Origin of the sequence: Ramlibacter sp. (assembly GCF_035627355.1) — a bacterium.
Taxonomy (GTDB): domain Bacteria; phylum Pseudomonadota; class Gammaproteobacteria; order Burkholderiales; family Burkholderiaceae_C; genus Ramlibacter.
Genome location: NZ_DASPLW010000066.1, coordinates 102,066 through 118,022 on the forward strand (window position 1 = coordinate 102,066; position 15,957 = coordinate 118,022).

At 60.1% G+C, this 15,957-nt stretch carries 14 protein-coding genes and 1 riboswitch; of the genes, 8 read left to right on the top strand and 6 right to left on the bottom strand.

Annotated features, from left to right (window positions below):
- Positions 1–31: 31 nt before the first annotated feature.
- The 5 genes from VEC03_RS15940 to VEC03_RS15960 are packed head-to-tail and all read right to left on the bottom strand — an operon-like array spanning position 32 to position 5,708.
- Positions 32–541, bottom strand: a complete 510-nt coding sequence (locus VEC03_RS15940; protein WP_324917199.1) for a thermonuclease family protein — start codon at positions 539–541, stop codon at positions 32–34.
- A complete protein-coding gene (locus VEC03_RS15945; RefSeq protein ID WP_324917202.1) occupies positions 538–1,656 on the bottom strand; it encodes a hypothetical protein in 1,119 nt (372 codons plus the stop codon). The genes VEC03_RS15940 and VEC03_RS15945 overlap by 4 nt, the downstream gene beginning before the upstream one ends.
- Positions 1,657–1,671: 15 nt before the next feature.
- Positions 1,672–3,333, bottom strand: a complete 1,662-nt coding sequence (locus VEC03_RS15950) for a hypothetical protein (protein ID WP_324917205.1) — start codon at positions 3,331–3,333, stop codon at positions 1,672–1,674.
- Positions 3,334–3,360: 27 nt separating this feature from the next.
- Positions 3,361–4,176 carry a hypothetical protein gene (locus VEC03_RS15955; protein WP_324917208.1) on the bottom strand — a complete coding sequence of 272 codons (816 nt, stop codon included), beginning with the start codon at positions 4,174–4,176 and terminating at the stop codon, positions 3,361–3,363.
- Positions 4,176–5,708 (bottom strand): hypothetical protein, encoded by a 1,533-nt coding sequence (locus VEC03_RS15960; RefSeq protein ID WP_324917211.1) that lies wholly within the window; start codon positions 5,706–5,708, stop codon positions 4,176–4,178. The genes VEC03_RS15955 and VEC03_RS15960 overlap by 1 nt, the downstream gene beginning before the upstream one ends.
- 210 nt (positions 5,709–5,918) lie before the next feature.
- On the opposite strand from VEC03_RS15960, the gene VEC03_RS15965 reads away from it, so the two are divergent.
- The 6 genes from VEC03_RS15965 to VEC03_RS15990 all read left to right on the top strand — a co-directional run bounded on the left by VEC03_RS15965 (position 5,919) and on the right by VEC03_RS15990 (position 12,133).
- Positions 5,919–6,767, top strand: coding sequence for a hypothetical protein (locus tag VEC03_RS15965; RefSeq protein WP_324917214.1), 849 nt, complete (start codon positions 5,919–5,921; stop codon positions 6,765–6,767).
- Positions 6,768–6,802: 35 nt separating this feature from the next.
- Positions 6,803–8,074 (top strand): DNA (cytosine-5-)-methyltransferase, encoded by a 1,272-nt coding sequence (gene dcm / locus VEC03_RS15970; RefSeq protein ID WP_324917217.1) that lies wholly within the window; start codon positions 6,803–6,805, stop codon positions 8,072–8,074.
- Complete coding sequence (locus VEC03_RS15975) at positions 8,075–8,494, top strand: DNA mismatch endonuclease Vsr (RefSeq protein ID WP_324917220.1); 420 nt, start codon at positions 8,075–8,077, stop codon at positions 8,492–8,494. It begins immediately after the preceding gene.
- Between the two features lie 61 nt (positions 8,495–8,555).
- Positions 8,556–9,770 (top strand): type II restriction endonuclease, encoded by a 1,215-nt coding sequence (locus VEC03_RS15980; RefSeq protein WP_324917223.1) that lies wholly within the window; start codon positions 8,556–8,558, stop codon positions 9,768–9,770.
- Positions 9,771–9,803: 33 nt separating this feature from the next.
- Positions 9,804–10,802: a hypothetical protein gene (locus tag VEC03_RS15985; RefSeq protein ID WP_324917226.1), complete on the top strand. Its 999-nt coding sequence runs from the start codon at positions 9,804–9,806 to the stop codon at positions 10,800–10,802.
- 92 nt (positions 10,803–10,894) lie between these two features.
- On the top strand, positions 10,895–12,133 hold the full coding sequence (locus VEC03_RS15990) for a restriction endonuclease (RefSeq protein WP_324917229.1): 1,239 nt from the start codon (positions 10,895–10,897) through the stop codon (positions 12,131–12,133).
- A gap of 160 nt (positions 12,134–12,293) precedes the next feature.
- On the opposite strand, the gene VEC03_RS15995 is transcribed toward VEC03_RS15990, so the two are convergent.
- A complete protein-coding gene (locus tag VEC03_RS15995) occupies positions 12,294–12,932 on the bottom strand; it encodes a hypothetical protein (protein ID WP_324917232.1) in 639 nt (212 codons plus the stop codon).
- Positions 12,933–13,056: 124 nt separating this feature from the next.
- A riboswitch (SAM-I-IV-variant riboswitch) is annotated at positions 13,057–13,159 on the bottom strand.
- 300 nt (positions 13,160–13,459) lie between these two features.
- On the opposite strand from VEC03_RS15995, the gene VEC03_RS16000 reads away from it, so the two are divergent.
- Both VEC03_RS16000 and VEC03_RS16005 read left to right on the top strand, forming a co-directional pair.
- Entirely contained in the window at positions 13,460–14,953 is a 1,494-nt protein-coding gene (locus VEC03_RS16000) for an ATP-binding protein (RefSeq protein WP_324917235.1), read from the top strand.
- Positions 14,953–15,951 (top strand): PD-(D/E)XK motif protein, encoded by a 999-nt coding sequence (locus tag VEC03_RS16005; RefSeq protein WP_324917238.1) that lies wholly within the window; start codon positions 14,953–14,955, stop codon positions 15,949–15,951. Before VEC03_RS16000 ends, VEC03_RS16005 begins: the two co-directional genes overlap by 1 nt.
- The last annotated feature ends 6 nt before the right edge of the window (positions 15,952–15,957 follow it).

Here is a 15,957-nt window from a genome sequence, read left to right on the forward strand (position 1 = left end):
GGATCCACACGATTTTGGCGCGGGGAGCGCATCAGTGTCGGCGGTTCGATCGGTATTGCCAAGGCGGGACCGGCTGTGGATCGCGCCAGAGTCCAACTCGCGCTGCCTGAGCCTGTTCTTCGGCCTTCGCATAGGCAGCTCGGTCTGTGGAGCTCTGCTCATGCGCATATCTTTTGAAGTGCCAGGCGAAACCGGAGCGAAGGAGCGACAACCCAACGTCGTCACCATTCACGATGATCACGCCGACAATGCGACCGAAGCGATCTTCCTTGTTCCATTGAACCGACACATCGCGCTGAAAGGCAAGTTCCGACAGCTGGCGCTTGGACGCTTGCCCGAACGGTTGCCCCTTCTCCGGTGCATCGATTCCTGCGAGGCGAACCTTTTTCTGGATGCGCGCTGGGGTCAAGACAGTCACAGTGTCCCCATCAGTGATACCGACAACCCGGCCGCGAAGTTCGTCAGCGGCCAGGTGACCACACGCGAGCAATGCGGCGACGAGGAACAGCGCCGACCGTAGGGACCCGACTGACACTCTCATGGCGTGACCGGCGCCTTGCGCTCGAGAATGTAGAAGAATGAACTCACAAGCCGGCGTGCGTCATCCCGGCGATCTGCGTTCGGGATCGTTGACGACAGGTAGACGAAGTGCCGGCACTCAGGGCTTTGCTTTTTTCCATAGTCCAGATACGGCTTTGCTCCGGTTCCGAACTGTTCCGAGCTGAGTGCCACTCCGGGCTGTGCCATTAGAACTGAGAAACCATCGCTTGCTCGTGCATCGGACTCGCGGTGTGAGGGCCAGCCGCGGCTAACGAAGAAACCCTCTGGCGTCGTCTGAACGTTGTAGATGTACTCGATGCGTGATTCGGAATCCATCCAGCACGGCGGATGGTCAAGTCCCCTCAACTTGTCGCGCTTTGCGTAGAACTGGAGCTGAGTCTGGAGTTTTTCGTTCTCTGCGCGGAGTGAACCGACGCTTGCGCCGCTTCCACGTTCTCGCGACGCCTCGCTCGCCACCGCAACGAGCTCACGTACGGTCTTGGGCTCTTCACCGGGAACTATCGACTGTTGAAGCTTCTCTCTGGCTTGCTTGTGAAGCTCGCTCGTGGTTGCCAGAGCCTGAACGACTATTCTGGTCCCCGTGTCGGGACTCGCCGATGTCGAGTTCGCACTTGCATGTCCGGCTTGGGCGCGCTCGGCCAGAATCCGTTCGACTTCCTTCTGCAGAACGATCGCCCTTTCGACTTGCTCGCGCGTGAGCTGATCGTCGGTTGAGCGACCAGCGGATTCAACACGACTCCGAAGTTCCTCAAGCGCGACGAGCTTCTTCGTGAGGTCTGCCACCTCCTGCTGCAGCCGGGTGGCCTCGGCTGTCTTCTCGCCCGCATTGCTGATGGTTGCAATAAGCAGATCGGGGTTCTTCGCGCCGGCTCTTCTTAGTTCCACCTCCAGTGCCCGCTTGGCACTCTCAAGCATCTTCAAGGTCGCTTCGCCATTCTGAGTTACGACGGCGTCGCGAAGCTTCTGCTCGGCAGCGTCGCGCGCCTCGCGTTCCTGCAGGAACATGTAGCCAAGAAGAAGCATTAGAACAAGAACCAGCGTGAACGCAATCTCCGACAGAGAGACTGGAAAGACCTGGTCAGTGTGGCGCGACACGGCTGCGGACTCAGATCAGGAAAGTGGACGCGGCAGCTCAACCTGCACCGCAGCCGCGTCGGCAGGCTGCACGATGGTCGGTATGGTCTGGATAGGCGCGGGCTGGGCATTGGACGTCTCCTGGAAGCGCTGGTTGGCGGCGGCAAGTTCCCGAGTCTGCTCCCTGATGACAGAGAGCAATTGCTCCGAAAGCCGCGCGTTCTCAGCGCCTGCCTGGGCGGTAGCAGTCGAAGCGCCGGCAATCTGCTGAAGGCTGCCAACAGCGTTCTGCAACTTGACCGCGCCGTCCTCAGTGGTTGCGACAAGCTTGGGCAGGACGCCCGAGAGCTCCGAGACCTGTTCAGAGGTCCTCTGCGTCGCCTGTGCTGTTGTTCTCACTTCAAGCAGCGCCGCCCCAATATGGTCGCGCATTGCTACGACATGGGAGTCAAGGCGATCCAGAACCCCATCTGCGCGTCCGGCAGTCTGGTCCAGCCGCCTAGAAATCTCCCCGAGAGCATCCTTGACGTCCGTGCGGGCTGCGAGACCGTCTTGCACGAGTGTCCCGATCTGTCTCTGGAGGTCCCCGCTAGTCGCGCTGTTCGCCTTGACCGCATCGCTGGTGAGGCGCAGCGCGCCTTCCAGAGTTTCTAGGCTGGCTGCAAGTCTGCTGAGAGCATTCAGCTGCAGATCTGCGTTGTTCAGCAGAACGCGGTGCTGATCTGAAAGCGCCACAACTGAGTCCATGGTTGCCTTCGTCCCTTCAGTACGTTCGCGCAGGGAATCAAGAACTTCGCCTAACGAGGCCGATGAGGCCTGTACCTGCCCGGCTACCGCCCGAATGCTGGCGCCTAGGGACTCAGCTTCTGACCGGAGCTGCTGAACCGGCGCCTCAAGTCGAGTGCTGAAGAAGTCGTCCGGAAAGGTGGTGGATGTGAGGCGCGACGTCACGGCATCACTGAACGCCGTCACCTTCTGCTCGATCCCCTGCAAATGCTCGCGCATCCCAGCGGAGTACGTCTCGACTGAGGCTGAGAGGCGCCCTGTTGCCGTTCGCACCTCGCCCAACATCTGCTCAAACGCAGTTTTGTTGTCTGAATTCACCTGCTCATAGAACCGGTTGAGCGCGTCTGCGAAGTTTCTGCCAAGCGACTCGACCTGGAGCTGGACGCCTGCGACAGAAGCCTTAGAAGCATCAAGAATCTGGGCCTCGAACTGCTTCATGGACTGCATCGTGTCCTGCAGTTGGATGGTAAACGCCCGCGTGGCATCGATAAGCGCCGTCTCAACGTCCTTCACTGCTTCAGAGACGTCTTTCTTGAAGCCTACGAGATAAACCCTGACGATCATCCCCAAAACCGTGCTGACCATTGCTGCGCCGAAGCGCATGGCGATCAGGTACATGCCCTTCCCCGGGGACATCTTCGGGAGATCGAACAGGCAGATGATGATCGAGACGATGGTGAAGATGAAGCCAAGGTAGTAGCAGCTATCCGCGAAGCGTTCTTCAGAGACGTCTGAGGAACGGCGGTGGTACCCCAAGTACATGTACGCGACCATTACGGTCAGCGGCGCCACCGTGCCAAGCCAGAGCGGAGACTCAAGCAGGTAGCCGGCGGCGGCGAACGCGACCTTCAGCGCGACTGCAACGCCGAAAAGGCGCTGAACACTCAGGGTCTGGGGGAGGAGGGTGCTCAAGATCTTTCTCAATGGTGATGCTGCTGATCAGCCCTTAACAGGCTCGTACAGGACCACGCGGCCTCCGGACGCCCGGATGTGTTCCTGCCAGAACTTCAGGAGCTTCTCCGTCTGCAGATCTGGCCTGTTCAACAGCATGCGCAGTTCCACCTTCACATCTTTGAGGTCCGCTAGAACCTTCTTTCCGTACGCTGTCGACCGGAATGACTCGTACTCAGGAATCCCGACCTTGTACATCGGCAGTTCTGGCGTGTTCTGAATGAAGTCGGACACAACGATCAGGCGTCGGGCTTCTGGAACGGCTCGCCTGTTAAATCCTGTGATGCCTGCCAGCTGGATCATCTCCAGAATGGGCGAGGCTTTGCCCGGCATGTCGGTGATCAGCTCGTCCCGCCTGGCAAGCAGCGGCTTGAGGTACTTCTCGTCGAACGCTTTGCGCAACATGGCGGGGTTACCGTCAAGCTCCCGAGCATCTCTGCCGTCGCCCGGGTTGCACATCTCCATGAGCGGCTCAGCTGTAGCTTTGAAGTCGTCGGCGAGCGCATAAACGGAGAGGAGGTGTCCTTTGGGAACGCTCGAGATGAGGACGTCGCGGAACAGAACCTCGAAGTCTTTGCGCTGAGTAAAGGTCAGCGGGTCTGACCTGTCGACGAGCAGCACGACGTGCCCATGCGACCCTGCGGCGGGGCAGAGCGTTGAGGGGTCGAAGACGTCGCTCTTGCCGAATACAAGCTTGTAGATCACCACGCCGCCTGCCGCGGCGATGCCGAGGACTAGAAGGGCAATCCACGTGAGTGTGAGCAGCGTACCCTTGCGCTGGCCCTTTGAAACACGAAACGCCATCAGCTTCCTCCGAGGGCGACTTCAACCGACGGCTCGCTTGTTAGCTGCTCTGAGCGGGTGATGCGCGAGCTGAGGTCGGTGCCATCCAGGTGTCCGAACAGCGTACTCAGGGAGCTGAAACGAGCGTTGTAGGCCGCTTGGATACGTCCCCGAATCTGGGGCTCCATGTCGACGAACTCTTGGAGCGCACGCACTTGCTCCGCGAGGTTCTTCTCGTCGTCGTCAGTACTGAAGTCAGGTACATCGTCAGCGCGATCCTTGAGTTGCGGAGAAGTACTGAAGGAAGGCGGCACTCCGAGCCCCTTCTCGGCTCTAGCGACCTTGTTCTCTGTCCTGAACTCTGAAAGAAGTGCCTTGAGGATAGGCTCCGCATCGAAGATGAGGTTGTTGAGATCCTTGCGGCAGCGCTCCTTGTCAGTGATCGCACTCTTGTAGCTGGCGATCGACACGTGAGACTGGGCAAGAGCACGATCGAGCTTGGTCAGCGCATCCGCCTTGAGTTCTTCGAGGTGTTCCTGCAGCTGCGCTACGGCGCCGGTGTACTCGTTCTGTGCTTCAGCAAGCTGCCGGTGGCGCTTCCCATAGCCGGGATATCGGTCATCCAGCTTGTATCCGTCCGCCACTGCCAGGATGCCGAACACGACACTGATGCAGAAGAGGTACCAGGAAGACACCTGTTTGAGGCCGAAAGGGTCAGCCAGCACGTTCTTGATCGCAGCGCTTTGCGGATCGTCCAGCGCGAGGACAAGTGCCTCCCGATAGTGCGAGACGGCGAGGCCAAGCGCTGTGATGAAACAGACGGCGAAGAGCAACCCCAGCATCCCGTAGAGTTTTCCGAACGGATGGACATGATTGATGTGGCGGATTGCCAGAGCGCCCACAGCGAGGCAAACGAGCACGTTCAGCATCGAAGCGATCGCCGCCTCCACGAAACCGTCAATCAGACCCCCGGACAGTCCCTTCGCGAAAAACGATGCATTCAGCAGCGCTTCGATGGCGATGAGGAAGACGGCGAAGACCCACGCCAGCACCTTCATCAGTCCCACGGGGTAGTGGGGCAGGTCTTTTCGTCTGTGCTCTGCCTGGAAGCGGGCGAACTCGTCAGCTCGGGCAGTTGCGGTCGCTCCAAGCTGCTGCAGTTCGGGAGCGTTTGCCGTGATGGCTGCTTCGGCGAGCCGCTCAAATTCGTTCGCGCCATCTGCGGCGGCTCGCAGGTCCTTGCGGATGTCCAGCCTGTCCAACTCGCCTTGAAGCGACTTCAGGCGCAGTTGGCCCCACGCAAGGTAATCAGTGCGCGCGTGCTCGATGACGGCGACGGCCTTTTCTTCAGGCGAGCAGAGGCTCGCATCCGAATCAGCCGGAACGCCGGCAGCACCAAGTCGGCGACCCTCTTCCTTCAGACGCAGCTCGCGCGAGATCTTCTGGACGTCGACCGGATTGGTCTGAGGGTCCCACCTGCGGGCCTGAAGCGGTTCCGCTTTCGGCGAGAGCAGCTGCCCAATCCATGCGAGCAGCCGTCGTAACAGATTCATCTTCCCTCCCTCGAGCCCAAACTGCAGCCGTTCTCGACGGACCCGTATGCGGAGGAGATTCCGGAACCGGTGTGCGGCCAGATGAACTGACCTCCAATGTAACCGCTGGTATCCGGCCTGACAACGGGGCAAGCCCCGACGTGTCGCTGCCTTGCACCGGCAGTGCCCGAAGGCGAGGGCGCCTGCCCAGCGCGTCACTACACTGGACTCATGAGCAGTGTCGCGATCAAGGCGGGCCCGGATGCGTTGGGAGAAGTCACAGGCGCAATGGACGTCAGCGAGCTCCGCTCGCTCCTTGAAACCCAGTTCAAGGCGCGCATTGAACCGGACCTTCCCCATGCTGTCCTTGCAGACCACGTGCGAACGCAGTTCGCTTCTGCGGCCTCGTATTCACTGCCCTGGTCGCGAGCCGTTGACTACCCCGGAGCGGTCGCCGTTGTTGCAAAGCGGCTGAAAATTCCTGCGCCGGCGGATTCGCCCATTGAGGAGATCGAACGCGTCGTACTCTTCAAGATGATCGAGAAGTCACTCAGTGGAATGTCCGAAGCCCAGAAGCTTCAACTGGCGGAGCAGATTGAAGCGGAGCTGAGGACGAGGGGCATCTACCGGCGGGTCGCCTTTCACGAGATAGTGGACTTCGTGAAGTTCGCAGGCATGGATGTCGGGGGGACCGTTGGTGGCCTTGTGCTGGCCGGTCCTGGGCTATCGGGGCTCGTCGGACTCAACTTTCTTCAGTGGGTGGTTCTGAAGGCAATCCTCATCACGTCCGGCAAGCTTGCTGCGGCAGGAGCCGTCCTCGGGATCGGTGCCGGCGGGGCTCTGATGGCTGCTGCGGGAGCCGCAGGGCCGATCGGTGCTGCCGTGGCCGTGCTCTACACGGGGTACGCCGTTTCAGGCCCGGCTTTCCGCAAGCTCATCCCTGCCGTGTGTGTGATTGCGGCCAAGCGCATTGAGCTTGCGGCTCAGATGTCCGCGTCCGCAGTCCAGGCAGCCCGAACAGGTCACTTGAACTCGGGTGAGTGTGGCGCTGGGTTGCGCTGGGAGAAAACTCGGTCATAATGCCGCTCAGTTTTCCCCCTGTCAGGACATACAGTATGGACATGCAGACCCCGCCGCAGGTTCTTCTCGGAGAGGCGCTGCGCCGCTTCAGTAGAGCTGAGCTCGCTCGTGAGCTCGGCCGTGACACGAAGACGATCGCGCGATGGGAGAAGGCAGGTCTGGACCGCACATCCCAGATGGCGCTGCTGTTCCTCTTGGCGAATTCCAGACCCGCGCCAACCAGCGACAAGGGTGACTTCACATTCATCGACCTGTTTGCTGGCATCGGAGGAACGCGCCTTGGCTTTGAGCGGGCTGGCGGGCGGTGCGTTTTCACCTCCGAGTGGGATGCTGCAGCGCAGCGGACATACCGGGCCAACTTCCCGGTCGATGAACGGCATGCACTGATCGGTGACATCAGGGAGGTGACAGCAAAGGAGCGATGGGACCTGATTCCGGCGGAGTTCGATGTGCTCGTCGCCGGCTTCCCATGCCAGCCGTTCTCCATCGCGGGAGTGAGCAAGAAGAACTCCCTGGGGCGCAAGCACGGCTTCGCCTGCGACGCCCAAGGTACGCTTTTCTTCGACATCGCTCAGATCCTGCATCAGTTCAGGCCGGCAGCGTTCCTCCTCGAAAACGTCAAGAACCTGAAGGGGCATGACAAGGGCAACACGTTCCGGGTGATACAGCAGGTCCTGCGGGAGGAGCTCGGGTATCACGTCTACCCGATGGTGGTTGACGCCAAAGGATTTGTACCGCAGCACCGGGAGCGCATCTATATCGTTGGTTTCCGCGAAGAGGTCGACTTCGACTGGAATGCTTTCGTTGCCCCGCGCCCTGACGCTAAGCGCCTGGCGGACATCCTGCACCCCCAGGACGGCTCGGAGGAACCCGAGGAGCCGTACACGGTCGGGGCGAAAGCCAAGGTCGCAGAGAAGTACACGTTGAGTGACAAGCTCTGGACGTATCTGCAGGCGTACGCCGCCAAGCACCAGAAGCAGGGCAACGGCTTCGGTTTTGGCCTCGTGGATAAAGACGATGTCGCAAGGACGCTGTCTGCTCGCTACTACAAGGATGGCTCGGAGATCCTCGTGAGCCAGGGCAAGAAGAAGAATCCACGCAGGCTGACGCCGCGCGAGTGCGCACGTCTTATGGGATTTGACACTCCTGAGCGCCGGTACAACATCATTGCTGCCGATACTCCAGCGTACAAACAGTTCGGCAACTCGGTTGTTGTGCCAGTGATCGCTGAAATCGCCCGGATCATGAAGCCTGGCGTGCTGTCGATAAAGGAAGGGCGCGCAGAGCGTTCGCTGCTGGCTGCCTGAATGGCCGACCGGCTGGATCCGGCTCGTCGCAGCCGGAACATGTCGAAGATCCGAGGCAAGGACACAAAGCCCGAGCTCGCGTTCAGACGCGCTCTGCATCGCGAGGGCTTGCGCTACAGGCTGCATGCAAAGGACCTTCCCGGTCGGCCCGATCTCGTCTTCCGGAAGGCGCGAGTCGCTGTCTTTGTGAACGGCTGCTTCTGGCATCGACACGCCGGATGTACTCTGGCGTACAGCCCAAAGAGCAACCTCGACTTCTGGGCGGAAAAGTTCAGCGCGAACGTGGAGAGGGACCGCAGGTCGCTCAAGGCGTTAGGTGAGCTTGGCTGGAAGTGTGTCGTGGTCTGGGAGTGTGAGACCAAGAACGCTGTCGCGTTGCGCAGACAGGTCCTCCGGGTGAAGAGGGCGGTGGGGAGGTGACATCTCCGCTACCCATTGGTGCTCGTGACGTGTAGCCCTATCATTCGCAGGTGAGACGCGGATGAAAAAAGGCTATCTGTCTGAGTATTTCACCGGGGTGGCGGCAAAGCGCCTGAAAGCCGTCGAGGCCGACGTGCTGCGAAGTAATCAGCACGAGTTCAACGGCGTAGATGCACTGAAGCGGCTGTTTGGTCATGCCAGCGGCAAGCAGACGTTCCCAGCGAAGTTCATCTACTTGAGCGACGCTCAGGATGAGCCGGTCATCGCGGACGGCTTCCTGACCTGGTACGACGCGCGTGAGAGGCACCCTGTCCGCTCTGAGCACCGCCTTTACTTCCCCTCTACGCCGGTCTCGGAGAGGTCTGGTACGGGTGACCTGCTGATCATTGGACGCCGGCCGGATGCATCGGTGCTCGTAGTAGTTGCCGACGCCGGATCCACCGCGGCCAATCAGATCCAGTGGCTGTTTGGAGTCGATGATCTCGCAGATGCCGGATACGCAGTCAGGGAGGTCCTTGACGCGGAGCGAGACCGGATCGCATTTGCCTCCCGCCTCATTCTTGAATCGGTTGGGGTCACTCTGGAGGAGGACTCGGACGACGGACTCGATGAAATCCTGGATCGATTCTCAGGATTTCCGACCACTCGCGAGTTTTCAGCGTTTGCGCGGGCCAAGGCTCCTCAAGTTGACGTGGAAAGTGATTGTGATGCCGCACTGATGGCCTGGATGGACAAGGAGGAGAAGCTATTCCGTGCGCTCGAGCGGCATCTGATTGCGGACAGGCTCTCGAAGGGATTTCAGGGCGATGTCGACGCGTTCATTGCGTTCTCCCTGTCAGTGCAGAACCGCCGGAAGAGTCGTGTTGGCTACGCGCTTGAGAATCATCTCGAGCATGTCTTCACTACCCTCAAGGTGCCCTTTGTTCGCACGCCGGTGACTGAGAACAAGGCGAAACCGGACTTCCTCTTCCCAGGCATCTCAGAGTACCGGGACCCGTCGTTCGACCCTGTCAGATTGACAATGCTGGGCGTGAAGTCCACTTGCAAGGATCGCTGGAGACAAGTGCTCTCCGAGGCGGACCGGGTCCCTGAGAAGCACCTGCTGACGCTGGAGACCGCGATAAGCACGGCTCAGACGGACGAGATGAAGGACAAGCACCTGCAGCTTGTTGTCCCTCGCCAGCTGCATGCGACGTACACGCCTCCGCAGCAGAAATGGCTAGTGGACCTTCATGGGCTGGTTGAGCGCGTGAAGGCGCAACTCTCGGTCCACTGAGACGTCTGTCTAAGCCTAATGACTGCACACTCGATGGATTGGTTCGAGCGCATCACAGGGTTCCGCGAGGGACCGTACGCTGAAACGCAGCGTCGACTCTCAGTCGTCGCCGGAAATCTGCACGCGGACGGCAAAGATTCCGGCTATGCCATTGGACGGCTGGAGATCCTCAGTCTCGCGGATCTGCGAGCACGAGCGACGAAACTGATGAGTGCCGGTCAGCCACTGCAGGCTGATGTGATCCAGGGCGACGTCCGCAAGCTGCACGCTGCTTCAGAAAGCGGGGGTGCTGTTTTTCAGGTCGCCTCTCAATTCAATCTTCTTGAGATGGTCGGTCCGGACGTTACGCCGGAAGATGGTGTGACCCGCTACGCCTACGATCGCACGCAAGGCCCTGCGTGTGCGATAGCCGGTGGCGCGGGCACGATCTACCGCAATTACCTGTTGCCAGTGGCTGGAGGAGCAGGGCAGACACGCCAGCGTCAGGTCGACTGCCTTCTCGAACTCGGAAAAGCCCTCGGTAATGCGGATAGCTCGCTGTGGAAGATGCGCAATGGCTACGCGCTTGCCACCGAGGAGAGCCTGGAGCGGTTGAATCAGCTGTTGCGATCGCGAAACGCTGACCAGCTCGACGAACTGCGTGCTTTGGTCAGGGTCGGGGTTCAGTGGAACGTACAGGTGACGGACCCCGGGGCGCATCAGATGGTCACCCAGGTCTACTGCTCGGCGCTTCCAGTGGCGTACTGCCGTGCGCCGGCGCATCTATGGGCGGCGTTCGCCAAACTCGTACTCGAGGCTGCCTATGAGGCAACGTTGCTTGCCGCAGTGTTGAACCGGGCGCAGACAGGCAATCGGACTGTCTTTCTGACCCGCCTTGGTGGAGGTGCTTTTGGCAACGAGGTCAGCTGGATCCATTTGGCGATCTCACGCGCCATGGAGCTCGCCGCACATAGCGGCCTGCTAGTGCGCCTGAATACCTACGCCCCTGCGACACAGGACATGCTGGATCTCGTGCAGCCTTATCGCGTGTGACCATGAGCACTGCCGTTTGACAGCTTCGCGTGCCCCCGCCGAAGGACGGCAGTGTGCATGGTCCAGGGGAATCTCAGGTCATAGAGAACATCATGAACAGCATCCAGGTCGAAGCGAGGTATCGCAATAAGGGGGGGAACTGGAAGGATTCGGATGACCAGTTCAACCGGTTTTTCCGCTTCGACCACGGCGGCGGCAAGGTGGTGGGAATCGGAAATGCTGCGGGGTTCCGCGCGAAAGGGCGGGCAGGCAGCGGCGCGAGCAAGTCGATCGTGGACTGTGCTTTCTGCGTTCTGGTCACGAATCTTGGTGAACGTGAGTGGCCTGATAGCCTAGATCGGGAGACGGGCCTATTTACCTACTATGGTGACAACCGAAAGCCGGGGCACACCATTGAAGACACCCCGCTTGGCGGGAACCGACTTCTTGCCTCAGCGTTTGGGAAAGTTCATCAGGGCAAGCGCTCTGCAGTACCGCCCTTTCTCTGTTTCGAGAAGGTCGCGACCAGCTCGGGCACCTACATGAGGTTTCTCGGTCTCGCGTGTCCTGGCGCAGAAGGGCTATCTGCCACAGAGGATCTGGTTGGAGTGTGGCGGATGACGAAAGGGGAGAGGTTCCAGAACTACAGGGCGGTATTCAGCATTCTCGAAGTCGATTCCGTGCCGAAGTCCTGGCTGCAGGATCTTGTCTCGGGCAGCTCCCCAGCGGATTCCGAGCACTGTCCCAAGGCTTGGAGGCATTGGGTCCAGACAGGTAAGTATCAGAACCTGGTTTGCGAGCCCCAGAAGGTGCCGCGGTCCAAAGCAGACCAAATGGGGGCTAATCCCGAAGAGCACGATGTTCTGAATCGGGTGTACAACGAGCTTACGCCGAGAGAGTTCGAGTTTGCGGCGATGGAGCTCACAAGAATGCTCGACCGAAGCTTCGTCGACCTCGTAGTCACCCGGCCAAGTCGCGATGGAGGGAGAGACGTCGTAGGGAGGTACATCGTTGGGCACGACAAGCACCGGGTTGGCCTGACAGTTGCCATCGAGGCAAAACGGTGGAAGCCAGGTTCGGCGGTCGGTGTGCGGCAGATGATGCGGCTCATCTCAAGACTTAAGCATCGGGATTTGGGTGTTTTCATGACAACCGGATTCTTCGAAACGCAGGTACAGCAGGAGCTCATAGACGACGAGCACCCGGTACTGCTAGTCAGCGGGGGAGACATTGCGCGTCTCCTCATCAAGAATGATCGCGCGTCACCAAAGCAATTTGCTGCGTGGGTGACGTCAATCAAGAGCGCCGCAGGTACGCTGGGAGCAGGCTCAGAACTAGCTCTCGCGGCATGAATGAGACTCCGCCCAAGGGCAGTGTCTCACCAGCGGGGGCATCTCACGCGAGTGGCTTAGCGCTCGGCTGGCGCGCCGCCATGCGTCAAACGGTACTACCGAGCTGTCGGTGCGTCCGGGAGAAAGCTCCGGCCGACGCGCCGGAGCTCGCTCCCCTTTCCTAATCGTCGTCGTCTTCCGCATCTGCCTTCACGGTGTCCAGCCACTCGTCAATGCGCTGGTGCACAAGGCGCCCAAATTCGGGGTAGAAGTCCGAGCTTGCCTCGAGGACGAAGGCATGCACATCGTCTCTGGGGTACCCGTGCTCGCAGAAGTTCACGTGCAGGCAGTCCGTGAGATCCCAGGCTTCGAGGAAGAAGTCAGTGAGCTCCCGAAGCGATAGCGGCCCCCCGAACTCCCTCGACACGCAGTCCGACAACGTACCGCCTTCGTACTCATCCACGACGCGAACCACGACCCGCCCGTCTGCCTCCGATGCGTAGACGCAGGTCACATCCATCGTCGTGGAGGCTATGACGATGCGGGCGACCTCCACCTCCCCAGGCTTTCGCTCTGGCAGGTACTCACCGCCCAGCAGACTGGGATGGAAACTGCCCCATGCGCGCCGCGCGTCATCGCCGAGGTGCTCGCTCAGAAGAGGCTCCGGCAAGTCGGTGCTGTCCGCAAGGCTGCGTTCGTACAGCCGTTTGCGCGCCGCACCGCGAATGGAGGATGAAAGCCTGATCCCGAGCCGATCGGCCCAAAGGTAGGAGCGTGGGCGCTGGTCCAGATCAACGGGCGAAGAAGAGCTGCTGCTCATGAGGTTCTCCGGTTTAGCCGTGTTTTGCGGAGCAGGGGACGGCAATCGGGCAAAGCACCCCGGCCGATCGACGCAACAACGCGCCGGCGAGGCCACGCCAACATCAAGAGCGGGGGGAGAACGCAGAGACCGGCTTGGTTGCCCCAGACGGGCCGCATCGCATTTCGCGAACCACCTTGCCCCGGGGGCAGGTTGGTGCTGGCGTTACCCAGCTCTTGATGCTGGAACCAGTTTAACAGTTAGGCCAGGATCGTGGTAGCGGCGTCGCTGCCTTGTACGGGCAGCTGTCTGCTGCGCCGCAGCATTGGCGGAAGCAATCGAACCCGGAACAGGCTTCTCCAGGCTCGACGGGCGCCGAAGGTCGGATGGAGACCCATGCGCCGCACAGGATGCGATGCAAGCATTGCGAAGTTCCCTGCCGCAGACGGTTGGTTGCCCACTTGTAACTAATCGACCAGAATGGCGCACGCACGGAGGGGGATACGGGGCACGGTGCCGCGTGCCCGGCGCGTTTCTGAGAGCAGTCGATGTACCTTGAGAACCTGAAGATCGAAACAGTTGCGACCGAGAAGATCGCACCTAACGAGAAGAAGGAAGCTGACCTCTACGCCCGAATCGGATACCGATTAGAAGAAGCTCTCGCTGACCTCGTAGACAACTCGATCGACGCTGAGGCAAAGAATGTCCTGATCCGGTTCCAGAAGTATGGGGAGGGGATCCACAGCGTCCTGATCGTTGACGACGGACGCGGGATGTCCAAGTCCGGTCTAAAAGAAGCGATGCGAATTGGTTCTGACACTAACAAAGGACCATCGCAGCTCGGGAAGTACGGGACCGGTCTGAAGTCGGCGTCACTGAGCCAAGCGCAGTCGGTGACGGTGCTCTCACGGCAGAACGGCATTGCAGTTGGACGCCGATGGACCATCCAGGGCATCCGCAGCGGTTGGATCTGCGAGAGGCTAAACGCTGACCATTGCTCCCGTGCAATGAACGCTGACTTCGGACCGGTCGAGACGCACCAAGCGGGAACGATGGTCATATGGGAGCATCTTGAACACCTGCGAGCATCTCGCAGCAGTCTCGAGAAGGTTCTCGACAGGGCCCGCAAGACTGTTGCCAATGAACTTGCTATCCGATTCCATAGGCTGCTAGAGGCAGAAGCGGTTCAGATCTGGATAGATGAGGCCGACGTCACTGATGAAGCAGCGGGCGAGCCCGTGCCGGTGCTCCCCCTCAATCCGTTCTCCCATGGCGGCTGCGGCATGTCGGGATACCCGAAAGAGCTTTCGATCGAGCTGCAAAAGCACCGGGCATCCCTAAAGCTTGAGCTCCATATTTGGCCCGCCAAGTCGAACCTCCCCGGCTACAGATTGGGCGGAGGAAAGGTCGCCTCTCGACAGGGCTTCTACTTCTATCGGAATGATCGGGTGATTCAAGCCGGCGGATGGAATGGGCTCCAAGGAGACGACAGCGAGCCGCACCTCTCTCTTGCTCGTGTCGCAATCGACCTTCCACCTAAGTTGGAGTCGCTCTTCAAGCTCGATATCGGCAAGTCCATGATCGATCCCCCTGTGGAGTTCTCGGTTGCGTTGGAGAGCGGGGAGACAGGCGCGGTCTTTCGAAAGTTCTTGAAGGATGCCGAAGCTACATACCGGCATCAAAAGAGGCAGGATTCCGCCAAGTTCGCATTCACCGGAGGCAACGGATTCCCCGCGGCAGTCAGGAAGAAGATGAGGGCCGCACTCAGCGAAAAGGGCCTGCCCGCGCCTTCGGAGGGCGCCGTCCGCTGGACGCGGCTTCCTGCTGACGAGCTGTTCAGAATCGAGCCTGCAAGTGCCGAGATCCAGTTGAACAAGAACTTTCAAGCCACCATTGAGCGTGACTCCGCTGGTGCGGCGGTGTTGGTCAAAGCCTTGTTCTTGCTCCTCTTCCAAGACGACTTGGCGAAGTCTTTCATGACGGAAGCTAGCCGAGACCGCATCCGTCGCATCAACCAGGCGTTGCTCGCTACGCTCCCCTGATGGCAGCTGTCGAAAATCTGACTTGGGACAATCTCCGCCAGATGCTGAAGGCGGGCTTGCCGTTCGCGCAGCCTCTCGGCGGGCGTAGAGGCGTTCAGCTCATCTGGAGTGGCAAGCCTGACGAACTGGCAATCCGCCTCCCGTGCAAAGAGAGCGATGCGGCGCCAAGAGTCGCATTAGCTCATCTGCAGGTGCGGAGGGTTAACGTTGGGCCAGATGCTTGGCTCGAGATCGCGGCGCGGAACCTTGCCGACCTGCAGCCGTTTCACCAGCTTGGTGTTCTGTGCGCCCGCATCTACGACGCTCCGGGGATGACCGCGGACCGCGCGATTCTTAGAGGACTCGAGACTTGGGGAGAACTCCTCAAGCGACGCGCACTTCTCTCGGAAGACGTCCAACTTGGGCTGCGGGGAGAACTGACCGTGCTGGAGGCGCTGCTGGCCGCGGAAGGGCCAGCTGCAGTCGAGGCGTGGACAGCTTACAACCCAGCTATTCCAGGACGGCATGACTTCCGAATGAAAACGTTCGAGCTGGAGGTGAAATCAACCCGTCAGCGAACGAGACGCCATTGGATCAGCAGCCTGCAGCAGCTTGCGCCGAGTCCGGACTTCAGTCTGTGGCTTGTGTCACTTCAGTTCGAACATGCTGGCGCGCAGAACGGAGGCACTCTGCCACAGCTTGTCAGCCGGATTCGCGCATGCCTCGCAGCCGATGCTGCGCGGCTCGAGCGCTTCGAACAGCTCCTCGCTCTTGGGTTGTATCGAGACCAGGACGCGGAGTTCTACGACGAGAAGATGATCCTGGCGTCGGAGGTGAAAGTCGTAGCCGTGGACGATCAGCTGCCTCGCCTTACGCGCGAACTACTGAAGCCTTCCATCTCCGCGGCGGCGCTGCAGCGGCTCCTCGACGCGCGATATGAGGTAGACCTCGAAGGTTTGGGTGACGGTCTTGGTGGCACTTCGTACACTCAAATTTTCGGCACTTTCAAGTTTGGATGAATCGCT